Annotated in this window: 12 protein-coding genes; 7 read left to right on the top strand and 5 right to left on the bottom strand. The window is 55.7% G+C overall.

Translation table 11 applies throughout. The features are described from left to right. Positions 1–47 precede the first annotated feature (47 nt). Positions 48–962, bottom strand: a complete 915-nt coding sequence (locus JMY28_RS13070) for a hypothetical protein (RefSeq protein ID WP_236596839.1) — start codon at positions 960–962, stop codon at positions 48–50. On the opposite strand from JMY28_RS13070, the gene JMY28_RS13075 reads away from it, so the two are divergent. Continuing rightward, positions 867–1,112: a helix-turn-helix domain-containing protein gene (locus JMY28_RS13075; protein ID WP_201696339.1), complete on the top strand. Its 246-nt coding sequence runs from the start codon at positions 867–869 to the stop codon at positions 1,110–1,112. The genes JMY28_RS13070 and JMY28_RS13075 overlap by 96 nt on opposite strands. Positions 1,113–1,583: 471 nt before the next feature. Here JMY28_RS13075 and JMY28_RS13080 read toward each other — a convergent pair whose 3' ends face one another. After that, positions 1,584–2,024: an MFS transporter gene (locus JMY28_RS13080; RefSeq protein WP_201696340.1), complete on the bottom strand. Its 441-nt coding sequence runs from the start codon at positions 2,022–2,024 to the stop codon at positions 1,584–1,586. 437 nt (positions 2,025–2,461) lie between these two features. Between JMY28_RS13080 and JMY28_RS13085 the strand changes: the two genes are divergently transcribed. The 6 genes from JMY28_RS13085 to JMY28_RS13110 all read left to right on the top strand — a co-directional run bounded on the left by JMY28_RS13085 (position 2,462) and on the right by JMY28_RS13110 (position 19,613). Continuing rightward, on the top strand, positions 2,462–9,196 hold the full coding sequence (locus JMY28_RS13085; RefSeq protein WP_201696341.1) for a hypothetical protein: 6,735 nt from the start codon (positions 2,462–2,464) through the stop codon (positions 9,194–9,196). Positions 9,197–9,282: 86 nt separating this feature from the next. After that, entirely contained in the window at positions 9,283–11,997 is a 2,715-nt protein-coding gene (locus JMY28_RS13090) for a DISARM anti-phage system protein DrmE domain-containing protein (protein WP_201696342.1), read from the top strand. Between the two features lie 27 nt (positions 11,998–12,024). Beyond that, the gene (locus tag JMY28_RS13095; RefSeq protein WP_201696343.1) at positions 12,025–15,567 is read left to right on the top strand and encodes a helicase C-terminal domain-containing protein; all 3,543 of its coding nucleotides are present in this window, start codon (positions 12,025–12,027) and stop codon (positions 15,565–15,567) included. Positions 15,568–15,572: 5 nt separating this feature from the next. Continuing rightward, a complete protein-coding gene (locus JMY28_RS13100) occupies positions 15,573–17,645 on the top strand; it encodes a hypothetical protein (RefSeq protein WP_201696344.1) in 2,073 nt (690 codons plus the stop codon). A gap of 53 nt (positions 17,646–17,698) precedes the next feature. After that, positions 17,699–18,451, top strand: coding sequence for a phospholipase D-like domain-containing protein (locus tag JMY28_RS39525; RefSeq protein ID WP_407945500.1), 753 nt, complete (start codon positions 17,699–17,701; stop codon positions 18,449–18,451). A gap of 367 nt (positions 18,452–18,818) precedes the next feature. Further along, positions 18,819–19,613 carry an SOS response-associated peptidase gene (locus JMY28_RS13110; RefSeq protein WP_201696346.1) on the top strand — a complete coding sequence of 265 codons (795 nt, stop codon included), beginning with the start codon at positions 18,819–18,821 and terminating at the stop codon, positions 19,611–19,613. Between the two features lie 81 nt (positions 19,614–19,694). On the opposite strand, the gene JMY28_RS13115 is transcribed toward JMY28_RS13110, so the two are convergent. From JMY28_RS13115 to JMY28_RS13125, 3 genes are all read right to left on the bottom strand, one after another. After that, positions 19,695–20,132: a hypothetical protein gene (locus JMY28_RS13115; RefSeq protein WP_201696347.1), complete on the bottom strand. Its 438-nt coding sequence runs from the start codon at positions 20,130–20,132 to the stop codon at positions 19,695–19,697. Positions 20,133–20,160: 28 nt separating this feature from the next. Next, on the bottom strand, positions 20,161–21,333 hold the full coding sequence (locus JMY28_RS13120; protein WP_201696348.1) for a hypothetical protein: 1,173 nt from the start codon (positions 21,331–21,333) through the stop codon (positions 20,161–20,163). Between the two features lie 317 nt (positions 21,334–21,650). Further along, positions 21,651–21,920: a Txe/YoeB family addiction module toxin gene (locus JMY28_RS13125; protein WP_201696349.1), complete on the bottom strand. Its 270-nt coding sequence runs from the start codon at positions 21,918–21,920 to the stop codon at positions 21,651–21,653. Between the last annotated feature and the right edge of the window lie 112 nt (positions 21,921–22,032).

Below are 22,032 nucleotides of genomic sequence, written 5' to 3' on the forward strand. Positions count from 1 at the left end.
CCGCGGCGCTGACATGCGAAAGTGACAGCCGTCTCCGACCTTGGTCGTTAGCGACGAACGCCAGCAATCCGAGGTCGGCTAGAACGTTGATGAACGATTTCGTGGCCTGCGACTGTTAAGTGGAATGACAGCGCCCTACTGCTCTGAGTTGCCGATTGTAGTAGCCCAACTGAGATAAGGAAGTCGGTATCGCATTTCTTGGCTGCAAGTTGCTGCCGATTGCATCCGGGCATGTCGTGCACTCGTTTGAGAAGTTCGACATGTTCATCACCAAGTGCGTTCGCCGATTGCCAGGCGTTCACTCGATGGTGATGGCAATACCAAATCTCTGAAGCTGCCCTGGCGTCGGCACGTTGCATTTCATGCGGGTCATAAAAAGTCAGTAAATGCGTTTGTCGACACCCCGTGTGATTACACGGAACGGAGGTCATGCCTGCACCGTCTGCAAGCTCGCAGTCGGCCCATCGACGAAATGGCGTTTCATCGATTTGATAGCGCTGAGCGCCGATTCGAATTGGATCTTCAAACCAATCATACAGATGGCGAAACGGAACAGTGATGTATTCGCCTCGATACCAGATGTCGACTGAGCCTCCTTCCATGAGCGCATCGATCATCTCGATGTAGCCCCGCGAAACATGTTGGTCCCCTCTGTCAAGAGAGTCGAGAACTCGCTCGAAATGTGCAAGTCCTGCGCGGACGTCGGCGATAGCTGATCGCGCTCGCGAAGACACCTCGTCGAGGCGAATTTCATCTACTGAAGTCTGTTCCATCGCAACCAGGGCGTTTCTCAATAACGGCATCGGCGTCCAAAATGGGTCGTAAATGCCGTGGTCAATCTTGGATGTTACCTCGAACATACCCCGATGGGAAGGGTATCTGGTCAAACTGACATGGAAGGCAGTCTCGCGGAAGTGGGGTTGTCTATCCGCGCCCGTCGCCTTCAGCTTGACATCTCTCAAGAGATGCTCGCGCACCTTGCGAACATCGACAGAAGTCACATGGGAAGGATAGAGCGCGGCGAACGCAACGTCACGCTTTTGAACTTGCTCAAGATTTCCCGCGCCCTCTCGTGCCGTCCTTCGGAGCTACTACAGGCAGCAGGGCTATAAGGTGCAAGTGCGTTTTTCGCGCACGAGCGCACCCGACCACCGGAATCAGTCTCCAGCCTCATGCGCGTAATTGACCGAGGGCCCGGGGGCGGCACGGTTCTGTCATACAGGGCATAAGGCGACGCTGAATGCTCTTTCACTATGTTTCCATGTGCGTCCGCTGGTAGTCCGCGGGCGGGACATCACCAAATGGGAGTCGCAGCTCCTTCTGACAAAAAAGCGCCGTTCAATTCGATCGCCGGCAGGATCTCGAGCGCCTATGGGAATCGGACTTCGCGAGCGCGAGGAGGAGGAGCGCATCGGTAACCGGTCGAGAAATGTTCGACGCTGCGCACCATGAAGCCGTTCGCGCGTACTGGATCGGCTCTCACCGGATAGCCAGCGTTGGCCAACGCGTGTTCGATGCCGGCAGTGCCACGTGCCGCGAACTTCGCTTCGCCTATCGAGACGCGCACGGGTGCACCCGCCTGGTTATCGAACAAATGGGCACGCCGCGCTGCACGAGCAGAGTCTTGGCGACATCGCAATCGCTAGAAAGTCGTCGGCTCCCGAGGACGTCGAACTAGAACGAACAGGTGCTAGTGTCGCCGTCACCGGGGCGCGTTCGATCGCCGTTTCGAGTGCGGGACCCGCGCAATGAGTCAGGCCGTGAAAAACCACGAAATAGGTGAGTGCGCCAAGCAGGTATCCAGAGAGCATCACCGAACGGCGGCCAAAGCGATCGGAAAGCCGCCCGAACAACCAGAAAAACGGGATCGACAGGGATGGCGCTATCGCCACATAAATGCCCGCGAGTCCGGCGCCCACCCGTGGCGTGTGAGAAAGAAAAAAGAACGAGTAGACCTGGCCCGTGCAGATTACTGTGGTGGTGCCAGTGACGAGCCCGAAGAGCGGAATCAGCACGACCTTCAAGTTTTTCCACTGATCGAGTGTCTCCCGAATGAGAGCGCGGGAGGTCTTGCCTCGCGCTTTTATGCAAAAAAACAGGGGCGATTCCCCGATCTATGATGGTAACGCTATGTTTATAAGGGAAATAATAGTGTAGGAACTCAGCTTCTGAAAATTTGCGGCAGACTGAGCCATGACTCAAGAATTGTCGCTTTGAGCCGTTGTAGAATCAAAGCGGCGTTGCTTTCTTTTCCTTTTCGAGACCGACCGTGACGCGATATCTAGCATAGGGGTCGGTGCTTGAACTCACAACAAGCTAGTGTTGTCAAGTTGGGGGTGACGCGGATCCGCATGGACGCCATCCTGCCCGAAGCAGAATGTCCATTTCTGCGTGCCTAGCTGGGCGATCTGTTGAATTGCTAGTCTCAAACGACAAGACTCCGTTTCCGGGAGCGGTGCGAATGCAAAAAATCGATCTAGAAGGTCTGTCTAACCACACCAAAGGCATGCCCGATAGCTGGCATATCGACGCCGCTGGGAAATCAAGTCCGGAAGTCTTTCAAAAGCGTTTTGGGTTGCCCAGAAGTATGCGCAACGATAAGTCAATCTTATCCGCTGCGTATTCACGCGAGACGCGTTTGACTCAGTTCGTCGGCTGTTTGCTGCACTATCGGAACTTGAGTTTGCCATTCATGCTTGTGGGGGATCGGCATACGAGCCCTGAAGCGCATGCAATGGCACGGTACGACGAGGGCTGGCATTTGCGCAACGAGCAGGATCTAACCGAAGTAGTCAAGCTCGAAGACGGCGACTTGCAGCAGAAGCTCAGCGCGCTACTGGCCGTGCGACGTGATAAGCGATTTAGGCTGCATCAAGTAAAGATCCAAGCCTTGGCTAATCGAACGGACTCGTCAATGGATCGGGCATTCGAGGTCATGTGCAAGTGCGCGATGGAGACTTGGCTACGAGCGCGCAACGACCTGGCTAGTTGGGACCAAATCGACAACGAACGAAGGGAATGCCTCGCGGAGGTCGCTTTTGCCGGCTTTACGTTCTTCGGCAAGCCGGCGCTCGAGGATATAGGCGCTATCGAGCCCGGCGTATTCGAATACTACCGTACTTTTTGTGGGCTCGGTCACGGGAGTAATGGTCTGAAATCTACCGCGCATACTTCGTCAATTTTGATAGATGTGCCGACGCAGGATGCTGTGCCGACCGAGCCTCTGAGCTCCGTCTACTCTGATGCGGGGGGGGGCGCCGCACTAAACGGTTCTCAATACAATGAACAAGTCCGTGTTCCGACGACGGAGACATTGAACGCAGAGCCACGCGACGATTCCGCGCGAATCGAAAATCTGGTTCAACCGGTTGTCGTTGCCTCAAATGGCACATCCATTGATCCATTGCCTCTTCCTACCTCACTTGACGAGCTCTACTCGTTGATTATCGAGATCGGTCAGCATGCTTTAGCCGATCTTGATACCGCATTTTCTGCCGGACAAAGCATTCGAGGCCTGCTCGACCGACATCTACAGCACCTCATCGATCTACGCAGTCGTATGACAGACGAGGAAGCCCTCCGGTTGATTGATCGCTATTGTAATCAAGTCCTTCAACTGGTCGAGGTCCTAGCGTTCGAAGAGAGCGAGCAGCGTGACCTTGTGCCAGTGCTTCGGGCCGCGTGGAAAGCAGCTGTCATTTCCGCTTTGGAAGATGGCCGGCCCAAAGCCTGGTTTGAGGTGAATCTAAACGAGCGTCAGCAGATGCCGGAGCTTGTCGATCGCTTCAATGCAGAGCGAACACGCATAGCCGTCGCCACAGGCGAGATCGAGGAGATTCGGAATCAGCTCGTCGACGCTAAATTTACAGCGCGTGCCGCATTAAAGGCAAAGGAGACGCAAAAATCAAACGAAATCAATAGCGCGAATCAGGAGCTAGAGACAATTCGCGTCGAAGTTGCACACTATCTAGTGCCCGAAGGGCGCTCCTTAGATGATCTAATGGAAGGTGGTCAACTCTCTGGGGATATTGAGATTGATGTCGCCGAACTCCAGCCGCAAGCGCTCATTGATCTTCAGGCCGTTTTGTTTGAGCCGAGTCCTGGCGAACAGAGTCCAGCGTACTCGTCGTCTGAGGGGAACCCGGCGCAGTCAACTTCCGCTCATCAACGTGCTGAGCTGTTTGATACAAATGCTACGGATGACGCCATATCCCAGAAGGGCCACGCTGCCGATTCGAATCTTCCCATTGAAAGCGAACTGAACCTTGAAGAGGATCCGGCAGAGGCCGTCCTTTCTGACTCGCCTGCGGAAAGTTCGGTTGCATCGGAGGACGAGCTTGCATCACCGCCGCAAAGTACTAGCCTGCCCGAGCCGTCGGAAGCGATAGGTGCTCCTGAGACTGTCGAGGAGCCTGTTGATGCCCTAGAAGATCGGGAGGGTGTTGTCGCGAGCTCGAATGTTGATCAGGCGCTCAAGCATTTGCATTGGACAGAGTCCGCGGAAGAGGCGCAACAGGCGTTTCGCATCGCCTATGACCAATACTCTCAAGTGCCTCGCTACGTGGTCGAGTCCGTGGCCCTTCATTGGATTGCGGCGGGCCACATAAACGTTGCCGCGCAGATTTTGCGCGACGCGAGCGATTCGACTTTGGTAGCTGATCGTGTATTGGACGCCGGACTTTTGCGCTCCGCATTCTACGGAATGAATCTTTGGCCGAAAGACCGCGAAGCGTTGAGTTTCACGCAGCGCGATCTCAACTTGCTAAACCACAAAGATCTAGAAGATCAACTCGAGCGCAAGCCCACCGGTAAGATTGTGCCCTATCTTCTGGTTTGCGCAACTCTGCAGCCGGCGCTGTTCGCGGGTGGACAGACTCAGGCGGCGACCTTCCTGCGCCTTGCGGCGGACCACTTCGATGGTCATCTGAGTCGGTTGATTTCTGGCATAGCCGACTTCTCCCTTCGCGGTGGTCGAGTCGACCTCGATTTGCTTCGGAACGAGCAGGCGCAAGACACTAGGCTGGCGGCTGACCGACTGATTGACCAAGTGAACGCCTGGGTGGACGTCAATCAGCAGCGTACGAATCGGTGGCATATCCTCCGGCAAGCGTTGAGGAACTGTATCAAGCGGCCCGAACTGTCGGATGCAATTAATGCAATTAAGGACGGAGAAAATGGCAATGCGGCTGCAGTACAGCTGTTCGTCCAGACCTTCTCATCGCACACCGAGTCTCGACGTCTTTTGGATGAACTCGTCGTCGAGCTTCGCGCCGATGCACCGGTAACCGATCGCATAGACAGTCCGGCCTATGTTACGTTCTGCCATCAAATGGACGGTCTTGTATCCATCGCAAACGCGTGGATGATAGAAGTGGCGCCGGTCGACGTACGACCGAAGGATGTGGAAGATTTTCTTCAGAGGTTCCGCACATTGCTCGAGCGCTCAATCCACGCGCTCGAAAATCATCCGGGTTACGCTGACCTTGAGCATCGAGCAGGCAGCGTCATCTTGTTGAAGTGCCTGCGGCGCCTACAAAACAGGATTAAAACGGAAACTCACGATGCCTGGCGCTTCGACTTAACCGACGCCGCGTTCCGTCTGCCCGAAACGCTGGCGCGCTTGGACATGGGTAACGCGGGGGTAGACCTGAGACTCGAATGGTTTGCAATGCGCCTCGCGTCCCAGAGCTGGCTTGCCGATATGCTTTCGCTCTCCAAGCGCCAGAACGCACATTGGGTCCGACTTTTGGTGCTACGGCAACTCGACGCAGAGGGTGAGTCGTATGCCGGAGAGATTGACGCTGCAAGTAACGATATCGCCGGTGTTCGGGCGGCGATCAAAAAGGACATTGAGAGATTCCGTAACCTGTCGTTGCAGGCAACGTCGGTCGATCTCATAGGCGAGGGAGAGCATCTCGCAAACGTTGATCAGGTGGCAGAGTTGCTCGAGGCTTTGTCTGATCGTAGGCCTTATGTCGATGTCTCGGACATTGAACAGGAGGTGCAGCAACGAGTACGTTCGCTTGACAAACTTCTGAATGGCACCGCGGCGGGACTCGAAGATGAACTGAACCGTGAGCTGTTGAGCATTCGTGTCAAACTCGGACAGGACGCCGTTCCGGATGGATGGGAAAAAAGGGCTCGTCAAGCGTTGGAGAAGCGCAGTCTCTCCTTGGTTCGCGAACTGATCAACCAGTTGAAGGAGCACAGTGAGCGCAACGCGCGTCTGGTTGAGACCTTTTTGTTTGACAACGCACAATTGACGGCTTTTCTGCAGGTTGAAGGCGCGCTAGCGAATCTGTTGCACGAACATCCAAATCCCCGAGAAGCAGGCGAAAGAGTCATTTCAGAGGCTCCGGGCGGTCTCGACTATGCCGCTTTTAAAGCAAACTTCAAGGATGCGATCGGGATATTGCTCGAGTGGCGGAGTAAAGGAAAAAATCGAAAAAGTAAGCTTGAACGGCAGACATACGATGGCATTGTCACCCTTTTGCGCTTCTTGGGCCTAGACGTGCCGGGTAGTGCAAAAGATGACGCCTTGAACAGTTGCGAGTACACGCCGACTGGTGATTTCCGCCGATTAAAAGTGCGCGTCTCACGTCCGACGCTTCCAAAAGGATTCCCGCTATTTGGTGGTGATATCGGCTCTGCTCAGCCTCTGGACATTGTGTTTGTTCAGGGCGACTGGAGCCAGGCGGGACTTGTGGATCTTGTGGAGCGACACGGCCAACCGGATCGTTCGATCTTGATGGTCGGGCACCCGTTGACACTGGATGAACGCAAAGCCTTCGCGACTTTCTGCCGAGACCGGAAATGTACGATTTTCCTTCTCGATCCAGTCGTACTCTCATACGTAGCGACTTCCCGACACCAGCAGTCTACCTTGGAGACATTCCTTCGGGTCAGCGCTGCATGGACGTTCTACAACCCTTACACGAAAGGGGATGCCCGGCTTCCTGCTCCCCCGGAGATGCGTTTTGGTCGCGAAAGCAATATTGCCTCTCTTGTTGAGCCTCGTGGTGCGGCATTGGTTTATGGCGGACGGCAGTTAGGCAAGACCACGTTGCTTAACGCAGCGGTGCAAGAGTTCAAGAAGCGCGATCCTAAGCACAACCACGCGTACTACATGCCGATGGACGGAGTATTCCAGCATGTGGTGGAGCGAGGCATCAACGTTAAGCGGCGCCTATTCGACCAGTTAGTACTCAAGCTCGTGGATGACAAGGTATTGGCGAACATTCCTGGGAGCTCCCAGTCCGATCCCGAAGAGCGCCTCCGACAAGAGTTCTTGCGACCCGGAGACACGAAAGTACTCTTCTGCTTGGACGAAATCGACTCGGTCTTGAACAAGGACGCTGCGACAAACTTCGAACTGGTTCGCTCATTGAAGGCTCTGGTCAACGACCCGCATCATCGGTTCCGGGTTGTTTTCGCTGGCCTGAACAACGTGAACCGATTCCGGACATATCCCAACGTGCCTCTGGAACAGCTCGGCAGCCCGCTTGAGGTCGGAATACTGTCGTCGCAGGACGCTCGGAACCTAATTTTGCAGCCCCTCACCGCACTCGGCTACCGGTTCCAGGAGCCTGAGCTGGTCGATCGCATTATGGCGTTCACGAATTGCCATCCAAGTCTGCTGCACATTTTTTGTAGTGAACTGGTTGAACAACTCGGTCGGGATAGAAGCCGGGCCGATGGTGTTCGTCCAATCCTCCAGACTGATATTGAGAATGTCGAAAACAATTCGGATGTTCGTCGTCTTTCTGGCGAACGCTTCGATATGACTCTCAATCTTGATAAGCGTTACACCGTCGCAGTTTACGGACTGATCGCCGACTACGATAAGAGCCTCGCAAAATTCACTGTAAGCAAGGCACTCGAGATAGCTCGTGCATGGGTTCCCGAAGAGTTCGAACAGATGAGCGAGTCGGGTTTCGAGATCATCCTACAGGAACTCGTCGGCCTTGGCGTGCTGCGCGTCGATGACAAAGCCAAGCGACTGTACGCGTTGCGGAATCAGTCAATCCTTCAACTTCTTGGTTCTAAGGACGACATAGAGCACAAGCTGCAGCAGGCTATCACGGGCCTTAAGAACCACGAACAGGACGTTTTAACGTGCCACGCTACGGGCTCGCAAACAGATAAGGTTCCTTCGCCTCTTTCCTTGCTAGACGAGCGAATGATCTTGTCGGCGAAGCCGCCCGAAGGAGCGCCGATGTATTCGGTGTCACTTGTGATGGGCTCCCCAGCGCTAGGTCTAACGGTGCCGGCGATGCAAGACGGGTTCAATGCGATAAACGAGTTTCAGTCCGGAGCGGCTCTGGCGAAATATGAAACGCAAGTCGTAAAAGACGCCGCTACCGTAGACCTACGGAAGTTTGCAGAACGCATTCATACGGCAATCGATTCGTGGGCGTCGGTTACCCCAGCTGTTGTCCTCATTTCCCTTGAGGAGTGCGCGATCGACCGCATCGTCGACCTTATCAGCATCGCAAATGAGAAGGCCGCAAAAGCGACTCGTCTGAAGCACCCGCTGCGGGTCGTGTTCCTCCTGGGCCCGAAGGCAATGTGGAATTGGTACTCGCATTCTTGGCTTACGTTGGGACCCGATGAGATCGGCGGAAGAGTCGACCTGCGTCGCTGGACGTCACAAGCTTGCGAAAGCTTACTTGAGCAGCAAGGGATGTCTTCGACTACCGAACAAGGTGAAGCGCTCAGAGCGGCGACAGAGGGTTGGCACGAACAAATGATCAACTTTATCGGCCTGCGCAAGCGGAAGGAATCGGCATCAAGCCTTTCAGACCTGTCAAAAACCTTCGTCAAAGTAAGTGATCTGGCGGCTAAGGACTTCGACAAGTTTATGTCATCGGTCGGAATGAATTGCCAGCCGTGGTCGCTTCGCATCGGTGTGAAACTTCAGGAATTCGATCTGCTCTCCAGTTTCTCGCGTGCCGACCTTGAGACCGCAATCGGAATGCTCGGTGACGAGGATCCGGATTTAGCGTTGACTCCAGATCAGTCTGAGGCGGTGATTCGCTGGTGGACTGCTCTGCGAGTAGTTGAAGTAAACACCTTGCAGCAATCAAGAGATGCGGATCGAGAAGGAGCGGTCACTTACGCTTTTGTTCCCTCAGTTCAACGCGCAATCACCGAGTACCGCGTGAGGGCGGATGGAGCGAAAGAGGCACAAGCGTGAACCTCCCGGGAGCTCTCGTCCAAGGTGCATCTGAGTCTTGGCTTGATCTCGTGGAGCAGTCATGGCCTGCTGTTACGGCGTCAGACTTGCTGCGAGGAAACGCTGAGATTTGGAAGCATGATGGTTTAAATGTGCCGAAGCATGAGGAAGCCGTGGCGCTCGCCATGATGGGCCGCCTTGTCCGATTTGGGCAGTCAGTCCGAATCAGCTTGCCAATAGGACAAGGTTCCCTTCTGTCGCAGGTCGCCTTTTACCTCCATCGTTTGCGCCTGGATGCCGCAGGAGGACTACTTCGCTCCACCTGGTTGAACCCCGTATCAATTGAACATCGCGGCGATCTCGTTGTCTTCGGTCGCTCAAGAAATATGCTGCGCGCGTTCAGCACGTCTGCGGTTATGCGGCCGCAGTTCGTCAGCGCCAACGCTCCGGTGGAGCCCTCCGTCCTTCAACGCACGTTATTGGTGAGCGGGCAGGACGATTTGTTGGAGGTGCTAGAGCTTCTCGTCAGGAACGCGAGGCCCTTTGCAATCGTAGTAGACGCGAGCCCGCACGGCTGTCACGAGAACGCACTTAGCCTCATTAAGGTGCTCCCTGAGTATTTCGAAAGCGTTCCCGTCGTTGTATTGACTTGCACGGGTCAAGTCGTCCTGGACGCAGCGCCCATGCATGCTTGGAACACTCGATTGTCGGATGTCGCGACCCTGAGGGGCAGTAAAACCCAAGCTTCGGCATCGTATTCAGCGATCGAAGTCGTAGCTGCTCGAGATCCGGCTATGGACGCGTTCGTGGCGAAGCTTGGTTTTATGGTTTGGAACTTAAAGCGCAAGCTCGAAGAGACGGGAGGGGTTTCTCAAGAATTCCACGCGCTGTTGGCCGCTGAACGTGCACTGCGCTGCCTGAATGTTCCTTTTTCTGCGCATGAAGCGGGCATGCTGCGTCACGCTCGTGGCGGTCGATTCCCGATTCGTACGATCGACTCATGGCTTGACCTTGCGGCGCGTTTGAAAGGCCGTCGGGGAGATGTGCAGGAGCTTCACGCGCAGATAATGGCGATAGTGCGTCGGATGATCGACGATCTTAGAGAGGCAATTCCCGGTCGTGCCGAAGCCATCGTTAAGCTTTGCGGTGAAGCGCTTACTCGGCGGGAAAAAGTGTCGGTCATGGTGGGCAACCGACGCGACGCTGAAATTCTCACGAACTTCCTCGAAGGTCGGTTGGGGCTGGACATCGTCGATTGGTTGACCGTTTCTCCAATGGACGGGACTGGCGCCGTTGCTCCCGACAGTCAAGAACTGGTTGTGTACGCAGGAGTGTTATATCCGTCACGGATACATTGGCTGGGGCTGCATGCAAGGAAGAAGATCGTTCTCTGTCATCCTTTCGAGCAGGAGAGGATTCGCTCCCACGTAACCACGTGGTGGCAGCAACACGCGATGCCCAGCGCTCCCAAAGGGGACAAATACCGTCTCTGGGGCTTGCGTTGGCCGGCCGGCGCTTTTCTCCAGGACGAACTTACGGATGGCGCGTTGCAGTCAAACGAAAGCGTGAGCTATAACGAGCTAGATATTGAGGGTATTTACCCTGTAAGGCCGCGGGTGGCTCAACTCGATGCGTTTCGCGGCTACGACGACTGGCTCGACACGCTATTGAAGGAGCCATCGCCCATACAAAGAATCGATGAGCCTGCTCACGAGCCAACGCGCAGCATAGTTGTTGTTCAATTCGACGGGCAGTCGGATTCGGTTCGATGTGGCGCGAACCAGCAAATCATGCGAATGCGCGGTGACGATTTGGAACTATGCACAGCGCGAGACCTTAACGTGGGGGACGAGGTCGTCATCCTCGCGATGAGCAAGGAGCGAGTTGCCACGCAGCACGACCTGTTCGATATGTTCGTGGAGAACAGTCACGGGCTCCAGCAAACGTTGCGGATTGCGCAGAAGTGGCAGACCTACGTCGACGCGGGATTGCAGACGTTCGAAGGCTCCGTTGTCGAGTTGAATAAGTATCTCAAGGGGAAACGGGTCAACGTCCACAACAGCACGGTGCAGAACTGGGCACACGGGGGCGTAATTGGGCCTCAAGATTTGTCGGCGATACGTGCACTCGCTGAGCTCGCCAAGACAGCAAATGCCAAACAAATGGCGGACATGGTCGGAAATGCGATTGCTGTCATTCGAGCGGAACATCGGCGCATCGGAACTGATTTGCGGCGTGCAATCGCAGTATCCCGTGCGAGAGACGTATCAGCGGTTCAAATCGGAAGCCGTTCTTTTTCTCGGGATGTCTTCGACGCTCTCGTACAAGTGGCGAAGGTAACAAGTGTCGAGCGACCGCCACACGAGAAAGTTACGGCGAGTTCGAAGACAATTCAGGACGTGGCGATGGAATTCGCGATGCTGCATCCTCGAAAAGTGATTTTTACGACAGGGTGTGATCGCGGAATGCGAACCTCAGAATTTACAAACATTAAGGCGTTCACTGAGGTCCTTAAGGTCCTGGTGGAAGGTTTCTATCCCATGTACGCGGACCATTCGAAATCACTCCAGGAAGTTGAGGACATGCTTGCGACCATACCGGCGTCCTACGCGGGCGGCATGTCCGACGTGACCAAAGGCAAGCACGAGCAGCACTATTTTCGTTTCTACGAGGGTGAGAAGATTGATATCTCGCGCCATATAAGACTCGGGCGGGCGTTTGATCCGAGGTATACCATGCGAGTCCACTTCCACTGGGACGCCTTGCGCGGGAAGATTGTTGTACATCACGCCGGCGAGCATCTACCGACGCTCAGTAACTGATACGAGCACTACGGAGCAAGAACAAAGATGGCGTTGAGCTACAAAGAAAAAATGGGTGTCTCGCAGCGGCTTCTTGAGGCTATACGGCTGCGGCTTACGAGCAAAGCTAGCGAGGTTTTGCCACCAGAGGGAATCGTTTCGGACGAAGATCCCTCCGACTGCTCACTGATTGGCGGGCTCGCACCGCGACCGGATCCCGACTACCACCGTGAACAGGCGCCGAGTGCCATGGGTATGGTACTCATGGTAGAGCCAGACCAAGAAGGCAAGATTACTCTCGACCTAAGCGGCCGCTTTGATTTAACCCACCGGTACATCCCAAGCATCCAAACGATGCGCGCAAGCATTCAGGTAGGCCCTGATGGTGACAAGAGTCGTCAGCGTTTGCCCGAATGCTATAAGCGCTTTTCTGTTGTCTTCAACGACATAGAGCTAACCGTCACGTCGCAAGAAGTCAACGCCTGGAAGGAGATGTCCCTTGATTCGGTGTTGCGGCCGGTACAAGATGCCTGGAAAACGGATCCGAGGGTTTTCCGTGCTTGCCAGCTCAATGATAGGGGCTGGGCAAATCAAATCATTCCCTGGACAGGAGCGCATTGCGAGACGGACGAGGAATTGGCGGACTTGGTTCGAAGAAGTCTCTTCGTCAGTCAAGATATTCTCGAGCATCAAATCGTATTGCGCGTACGCTTGCGTCCGCCACCGCCTAATTTTGTCAGCGGTAACCAACGCTACCTACTGGAAGTCTACCTGCAGAACAATACTGACTCCGCCGTAGCGCGGCAGTATGGTCTTTTGAAGCCTTGCCTGCTGGACGTCGTTTTCGAGGCTGTGCTAAAGGCTGGCTCTCAGTTTGATGTTCCCCATCGATTGCTACCGGAGGACTACCGATACCAAGCTGAAGACGGAATCGCTGGATATGGCGTCACTTGTTCAGTGCGGAAGTTGCGAGATGACTGCTTTCGTACCGATTCAATGCCGGTGTTCGCCCAACCGCGAGTTGACGCTCCAACTCCTCAGGAAGTGGGCATGGCGTTGTCGCCGAGCTTTTCTTTGCTGGCCGAACAGCCACTCGCGGTGCTGGATGGTTTCCTCGCCGCACTTTGCGGCTATAACGCGACATGGGACGCCGTCGAAGCAGACCTTGCTGGAGCGGGGAAGCTGGCTGAATTGAAAGAGGTGCAGACCGACCGCGCCGCCTATCGTCAAGAGGTGGACCTCATAACAGAAGGTGTAGAGCTTCTCCGTGAACACGACGATTTGCTCCAATGCTTCGCGTGGATGAACGAGGCGATGGGCAAGGCGATCGCTTTGCAAGGGAAGTCATTCGACGGATGGCATTTGTTCCAACTTGGGTTCATCCTTTCCCAAGTGCGGGCGGTATTCGAGCGGCACTGCATGGTCCACGAACGGCATAACGTTGCCGACACTGCGGACGTGCTCTGGTTCGCAACAGGCGGGGGAAAGACGGAAGCATACCTGGGGATAATTGTCTTCGCAATGCTATATGGGCGCAAGAGAGGGCGCCACTACGGTACGACTGCGTGGATGCGATTCCCATTGCGTATGCTTTCCGCTCAGCAGTTTCAGCGCCTATCGTATGTAGTCGCCCAAGCAGAGATGCTTCGTTGCCGAGAAGGGATCAAGGGACACCCCTTTACGGTCGGCTACTACACCGGAAGTGGCACGCCTGGAAGCATTAGTCGCTCAGAGGCAAAGGGCTCTGCTGTTTGGTTACCGGATCTGGCTCCGGATCAACTGCAGCGGTTTCAATTTATCACCGATTGTCCGTATTGTGGGACGAGAAGATCGCTGGCCATGGTCAAGGATGTGGAGCGGTCACGCCTGCTACATCGGTGCGCGAACACAGAATGCTGGAGCAATGAGAAGTCTGGTCATGGTGACCACGGCGAAGGTATTCCGCGAGAAATAGGAATCTATGTTAGTGACGAGGAATGTTACCGCTATTTGCCTACAGTCTTGGTCGGTACGGTCGACAAATTGGCCGTAATTGCACACAACGAACGATTCGCGGGTTACTTTGGCGCCTTCCGGCACTTTTGCCCGGAGCACGGCTTTACTGCTGATGCAAAGTGTAAGCATCAACGAATCGTTCTTACTGTGCATGGAGAATATGAAGCAAGGGAATGCGGGAACAATTCTCGGACGAGCAGGGTCCGGACGGTCCAGCTTGCGCCAATGCTGGATCCTGGATTTCCACTTCTGATTCAAGATGAATTGCATCTGTTGCGTGAGTCACTTGGAAACTTCGACGCCCACTATGAAACGCTCATGCAATCGTTGCAGATTGGCCACGGCGGACAAGCATCGAAGGTTCTCGCTGCGACCGCGACAATCAAGGACTTCGAGAATCATATTCTTCATCTGTATATGCGTCCTGGCAGGCGGTTTCCGGCACCAGGGGCCAAGCGCGGAGAATCGTTCTACGCTCGCGTGAGTTATGACAGCGACGGTCCTCTTACCAGACGTTGGTTCGCTGGGATTTTGCCTCTCAGCTTTACTCGGGGCGGGACGGAGAGGGCTGCGGCAGAAATCGCTTCGCGCTTTCTCGACCAAATCGACCATTGGCGCGAAGGGCTCTCGTCCGGAGTGGCGAGCGTGATTGAACAGTTGGGCTTCTCGACGTCGCGCGCGCCTGAACTGCTTGAGTACATTGGCAAATACCTGAATACCGACCTTATCTATGCGATTCGTAAGCGGCAGACAACGTTTATTCGGGAACATCTCGAGAACCTGAACTCACGGCGTGTACAGCCTCGTACTCACGTGCTGCTTGACGGGCAAACGCCGTTGGACGACATCCTGAGCGCGATTCACAAAGTCGAATCGAAGGTGCCTTCTGATCCGATGCGACACATTGTTGCGACAAGCGTGGTGTCTCACGGCGTCGACATCTCAGAGCTCAATTTTATGGTGCTGGATGGATGGCCGTCATCGACCGCCGAGTACATACAATCGTCCGCCCGGAGCGGGCGAACGCAGCCCGGCATTGTCATGTCCGTGTTGAGTCCTGGAAAGCTCTTTGAATCAGGCGTATTCCTCAACTTTGGAGACTACCACTTCTTCCTGGAGAAGCTTGTAGACTCTGTCCCAATCAATCGATTCGCACCCAATGTATTGAATCGAACACTCCCCGGGGTGTTTACTGCGGTGGTCTATAACTGGGCTAAGTTTCAGCCAGGCTGGGGAAGAGAACTCAATCGAAGCGCGAGCCAGCTCCACAAAGCACTCAATGATCCTGCTGGCATTGCGCGGCAAAAGCTTCGTGAGATGCTTATTGGCGCTCTCGATGTCCCTCCAAACGTCCAGACCCGCTTTGATATACGTGTTCTCGGCGTTTTCCGAAAGCAATTGAGTGACGAGGTCGACCGCGGTTTGCATCGCCTTCAGAACCTTGCCGCCGCCAATGTTGACAAAGATCTCGGTACGGCGCTCGAATCGATCTACCAATTTGGGCCCATGCGGTCGTTTCGAGACATCGAAAATCAAGTCGGGCTAACGCCTTTGGATACAAAATCCGCGAACGTGCTCAGCGCCCTAGGGAGATAAAAGCGATGGCCGACAGTGAACAAGAGCTGATCCAAAACAGTCGTGTGTTTTACGAGAATTATCTGCCTGGCGCGGTGCTTCGACAACGCAATCAGGCGCTTGCACAGGTCGTCGGCGTCTCCGATCGTGAAGACGCGCTGGAGGGACTCGATCGAAATCAGCTGATTGATGCGGTTCGCAAGTTCCTTTCCGACTGGAAGAGTAACGGGGGGGCCGTCGAGGCGCTCTTTGAGGAGGCTGCCGAGCGCAATGACTTCCGTGTTCAAGCGCCGAGCGAGATTTACGTTACACCATTCCCGCTGGTTCTGTGTTGCAACAAGTGCGGAGCGCTAGAGAATCACGATAAACCAAGACGAGCAGCAGATTTGATTCTCGCTTCGACTCACGCACGCATAAGTGCAAAAGCGAACCAAGCGCATATTCGATGTAACAGGAATGGCTGTAGCGGCCGGATGCAGCAGGTACCATACGTCGTAGTGCATCGGTGTGGGCACATGACGCCTATGACTGTGCCTCCTGCAGCGCGTGGGACGGCTTCTCTTGGGTTGCGTGCGAACGCTGGCATGTACCGTCAAAACATGTTCTTCGATATGTTCACAGACGAAAATGTTGCCAGTGCGACCACTGAACTATGTCCTACCTGCTCCGTGAGTAGCGCGAACACCGGAACAACGGTGCCGCCTCTTCAGAAGGGGACACCTGTCGGCGGAGGTGATGCCTTCTTTCCGCAGATTCTTCAGTTTGTTGCGCTAACTAAGATTCCTGGTGAGTTGGTATCTAACGTTCAGGCCGAACTTGCACGACAGCTGGAGGGGGCAGAACTGGCGGGCCGGGCAAAGGATCTAGGCGAAGGAGTAACGCTTGGGCTTCTGGGGTGCGTCGATAGCCTGACGCTGCAATCCGAACTTCTCCAGATTCTGGAGGGAGGAACCGCGTCTCAGGAAGAGCTGGCGGATGTACAAGCTAAGCGTAAAAAGCTCGAACAGGACCTGAAGAAGCTCGAAGACCTTATAAAGGACGGAGCGGACTTCCAGTCGATTTACGAAGCCGCAAGGAGGGAGCTGTCTAAACTGGTAAGCAAAGCTGGCGCCTCGGAGGGCACTTTCTCCGACGTGCGCCAATTCGTCAGCGGCGGCCAAATTTTGCGAGAGCTAGTCGAGCAACGCAGAACGATGGAGGCAGTACTTTTACGTCATGATGTCGGTCGCCAAGGCATCGAATCGTCAATCGAATCTACGATCGATCCGATTATGAAGGCCGGTCGGGCTGAGGACTGGAAGGATGTGCAGGAAGTTTATCGCATCTCAGATGTGGCGCATATTCCGGATTTGAAGGTAGTACTGTCAGCGGTTGGTTTCACGCGCGAAAAGCGGGAGCCAGAGCGCAATCCCGATGAAGTCGCGGTCAAGCTCAATCCTTTTGAAGACAGAGTGCGGACTTCGTCAAAGGGAAAAGCAGTCTTGTATGCGTTTAGTGCCCAAACGGAGGCGCTATGGATAAAGCTCGACCCTATCAAGGTGCTTCAATGGTGTATCGAAAGCGCCGGCTGGGAAGCTCCACGTTCTGGGATACTGCAATCCAAAGCGTCGGCGCATGCGTATCTTCTAGAAAACAGCCCGATGCTGACGCGCCCGCCTGGGCAAATTACAGAGCTGACAAAGACGCTTGGCCCGCAAAAGGCTGCGCCGTTCAATTTGCTGCATACCATCAGCCATTCACTGATGCTAACGGCGCGGCGCCACAGCGGCTACGACAGCCAAACGCTCACGGAATATCTCCTCCCGATGGACCTGAGCTTCCTGGTGTATGTGACGTCGGTTCAGAACTACACGGCCGGTGGGCTATTGACACTTTTCCAGCATTACCTGCGCCGGTGGTTTGAGGATGCATCGCTGCACGCGTATAACTGCGCTTTCGATCCGATTTGCTCTGATGTCGGTTCGGCGTGCCCAGGTTGCATTCAGGTGTCGCGAGGATGCGAAACGTTTAACTCTGGCGTATCGCGCGCGTATCTGCACGGCGGATTCGCAGATAAGTCTCAGGGTCTCTGGATTTCCAAAGGATTTTGGCAACCGTGAGTACAGCAACACATGACGCGTTAGTGAAACAGCTTTCCGAATATATGAATGGAATGTCGATCCACGAGGCTAGAGCGTTAGCTCATAGCTTGACTGTTTCGGTTAGCGCGTACGCCGCAAAGATCTCCTCGGGCTCATCAAAAGACAGAGTGGATTGCCTTCCGATCTTTCCCAAAGAGGTTTGGACAGAATTGTCTGTTGGTGTCCCGTGGGAGGCTTTTTCACATGCCTATGGGGCATGCGCTGGGAGGACACACTCCCAGCATGTCGAAGCCGTTTGTAGCGGACCTCACTATCTGGATTCGGCTACTGCGTCACATCCAAGGACGTCGGGACTCTGGGGCGGCAGCCTGCTCGTGGCGATCGGAAAATTGCTCCACGAGGTCGACCGAGAGGTTCAACTATTCTCGCCCTATTGGAGAAAAGAAGGGTGCAGGGCGCTGCTTGCTGCAGCGAGCCGTGAGAGCTACGCTGGTGTCGCTGTAAATATTTTCACTCAACCGGTGCGTCGGATGAGAAATGAGGATTTCGAGGGGCTAAGTTATTTCGTCAGTATGCTAAAGACTATGAATGCGGCGGTTCGCATAGCAACTCCGCGAGCCTTTGACGGCCTCACCCCGATGTTGCACTCGAAATTGATTGTCGCAGACGGGGTTAAAGCGTATGTGGGCAGTGCAAACTTTACTAAATCTGGTCTAGACCACGGATTTGAGGCTGGAGTTCTAGTTGTCGGTCCTGTTGCCGCAGCGTTCGCGGGTTGGGCGCGCGCAATCGAAAGTGTTTGCGAGATTGAGAGTAGCTTCTAGCTCCACGTATTCGAGTTACGCAATTGGGGCCAGGAACGAAGCCTGACGGCATTGGAGGCTGGAGAAGGCGTGGTGCCCGATTCCGCCGCAATGAACGACTACCTGTGCACGTAGAGAGAAACTGCGAGATCGATCCGCAAAGCTGAGGGAAGCAAACGCAAAGACGGTGAACACTCTGCGAAGACGAAAGTCTGCTGCCTAAGTTGCGGTGTGAGGTGTCCTAGAACAACGCTGTTGCACGACCAATTGATCCCGCTTTGGTGGAATCGTTGGTATCAAATCGGATTGATCTGAGCTGTAGTAGGCGTTATTTTGGGATTAGATGCTTGGCTATCATGTCGCAGGTCCAATCAGTCGGAGATCCTGCATGTGCACGAATTATGCGGCAGCGCGGCGTGATCATCTCTTTCGGCACTTCGGTGTGGAACCGCCGGATAGTCCTTGGCGAGAAGATGTGTACAAGGATTATCGGGCTCCGATCATTCGCCGAGTCGACGGTCAGTTGCGTGCAGACCTCGCTACATTTGGGATCGTCCCGCGCAAGCACATCCCGAATGGCGTAAGGGTCTTCGATACGATGAACGCACGAAGCGAGACAGTCGGAGAGCGTCGTAGCTTCAGCGGGGCATGGAGGAAGCAGCAACTCGCGTTGATTCCGTGCGAGGCGTTCTACGAACCGAACTATGAGAGCGGCAAGGCGGAGCGCTGGAAGATAGGCATGGCAGACGGGTCACCGTTCGCAATTGCTGGACTTTGGAGGGAATGGGACGAGCCAGAGGGCAAGGTGTGGTCGTTCGCGATGCTGACAGTTAACGCAGCCGAGCACCCGCTCATGAGCCGTTTCCACAAACCCGGCGACGAGAAGCGTTCGGTCGTGCTTGTGCAGCCGGACGAGTATTCTAGTTGGCTCTCTTCCCGCTCAACCGATGAGGCTCGTTCGTTTCTCAATCTCATTCCGGACAGCGCAATGCATGCCGAGCTGTGTCCGGCGCCTCCTCGCGTATCTAAGGTGAAGCCGAACGCTGTCGAGGGGGGGGCGAGTAGTGGCATTCGAAATAGAAGCGTGTGCGGAGCGGCGGCGCACTGGGCCGCCTTTTGGACACTACCCTTCCCGCGTGTCCGTGCACTTCGCTCGAAAGCGCCAGTGGCACACGAGGCGTGATACTGTTGCCTGTGTGATGCCACTTAGTGGGCGTCGCGTTTCCCGATACGCCCCTCTCACAGGAGGGTGCACGCACTACTATCACGTTGCAGCGTTGATCATCGCAAGCTGGCTCTCGGTCAGCACACTGATGCAAAATCCGACGTTCGCGTTGGCGAAGGGATCGCCTTCCAGGCGCGGTGTGTCCCGGTTCCGGTTGTTGGCCTGCTCGAACACGAGGTCGTGGCCGGGCATCGTTTCAAAGATGTAGCCGTTGTACTCCAGCCACATGTGCTCCGGCAGTTTCTGCCCGCGCCGGAATCCTCCGTAGATGGTGCACGGCCTGTCGGTCAGTGCAGGCCTCAACCGGGCGCGAACCGTGACGACAGCACGTTCCACCGTCGCCGATCGCCAACCCTTGTTGTTTTCCACACTCTCCGGAGAGGCTTCGGTATAGGCCGTATTCACACGCGCCATCCGGTCGTCATCCTCGTAGCCGTCGATTGCCCATACATGGCATGCTGCCTGCCTGAAACCCATAGGTTCTCCCGGGGCGCGTGGCCCACGCCTAGTTCACCCGCACAAAGAAGTTCACGACGATCGTCTTCGGACGCGTCTCGGAGTCGAAGTTCGCCTGTTCACCCGAGTCGGTGTAGATCGAGGGCGTATTCCCGTAAGCATGGCGCGCCACGGGGTTGTCGCCTCCCCCCTGCCCGTCGCCCATGATTTGCCACGGCCCTGGCAGGGCATGGGTATGGCGCTGCAGCGCGTCTTCCTGGGTCTGCCCCAGCGGCGGCGTCAAGCCGCTCTTGTATTCGCGGGGATAGCGCCCCTGACAGTCCGGTAGCGGCGCGCCATTCGTGAGGCTCGCCCACGTCGTACCGGGCGCGGTGCCGCCCGAGCAGAGTCGCCATGTCTGCCCGGGATGCTGGGCATTGAAGGTCGTTTCATCGAAGAACGACATCACGATATCGCCGACCGCATAGGTGCTCGGCGCGGGTGCCGGCTTGTCGGAAATGGCGGGGAACGTGAAGCTCGCTGAGCCGTAGGCCGTGTTCAGCGACAACTGGGCGGCGAGCTTCGCATCGTTGCGCGAGCAGTCAATATGCCATCCCTCAGGGCCGATTTCTTTCGGTACGTTGCGGCAGGAGATCTGCTTCGGATCGTAGTCAAAGGACTTGACCTGCGAGGTCGGCGATGAGCCGCCGATCGGGTTGTACTTCGCGTAGATCTGGAACTGGCGCGAGTCGGTTGGCGTGAGGTATGCGGAGAACGGGTTGCCCGACACGCACTGCACGAACGCCTGCGCGAGGTTGGCGTCAGCGATGCGGATCTTGCTCGTGGTCGACTGGTTCACCGTGCTGAAGGAGTCCTGCTGGCTGCACAGCGTCTGGTAGTCCTGGCTGAAGTGCGAATCCTGCCCGGAGAATCCGAAGCCGACCATGACCTCCTCGATCGGAATGTCGGCGTTGAGCGAATCCGACTGTGCGTCCTGGACCGTCTTGTAGTGCGCTGAGCAGAAGCGGTTGAGGAACACGCGCTGCTGGAAGTTCGTGCCCAGCACGTCATGCTGGTCGAACACGCCATCCTTGAGCAACTGGTTACAGTCGTTGGGATTGGCGGTCAGATCGGAAGTGGTGCCGAGGAACGCGGAAGGGTGGACGACTTTCTGCGCCAGTGCAGGATCGAGGAGGAAGGCCAGCACGATGGCAGGCAGGGCGAGGTGCGTGATCTTTTTCATGATTGTCTCCGCTGGGAACCCGAACGTATGCAAATAAATAGTAGTCCTATGTAATTATTTGTTCTGTGCCGCGAGGCCGCCATACATGGGCGGTTTCTACAGAGCATAGGTTCGGGTGGGGCGCGGTGTGGGGCAGGATGCCGTGAAGTGTTGGTCAGCGCACAGACGTGACAGGCAGCCGTAAGCCAGTCGACGAAGCGGTGTCACCCGTTTGCGATCGTTGCGCACACACGGGACGAGATGCAACGGAAGGAGGAGATTTTCCGGGTTCGCGCGTCAGGACACGGCGCGGCGAGCCGAAACCCGCCCGCGCGCGCTCACTTCTTCGTGTAGTGATACCGGCACTGCAGCACCGCGATCGACTCGCCGAACACGCCATACACGAGCCGGTACTCCTGGTCGATGCGCCTTGACCAGTAGCCCGCGAGATCGCCCTTCAGGCGCTCGGGCTTGCCCACGCCGTCAAACGGATCGCGCGCGCACGCACTGAGCAGCGCGTTGATCTTCCCGAAGTGCACACGGTCCGTCCCGTACCAGCCGAGGTACTGCTCCCACGCAGCGGGGGCAAACGAGATCGCGCGCGCCATCTGTCACTGACCGGCATATTCGAGCCATTCCGGGATCGGCGTAATCGAGCCACCGGATGATCGGCGCAATCGGGCCACTCGATGATCGGCGTATTGGAGCCACCGCAGGATC

This window comes from Paraburkholderia hiiakae (assembly GCF_904848665.1).
Taxonomy (GTDB): Bacteria; Pseudomonadota; Gammaproteobacteria; order Burkholderiales; family Burkholderiaceae; genus Paraburkholderia; species Paraburkholderia hiiakae.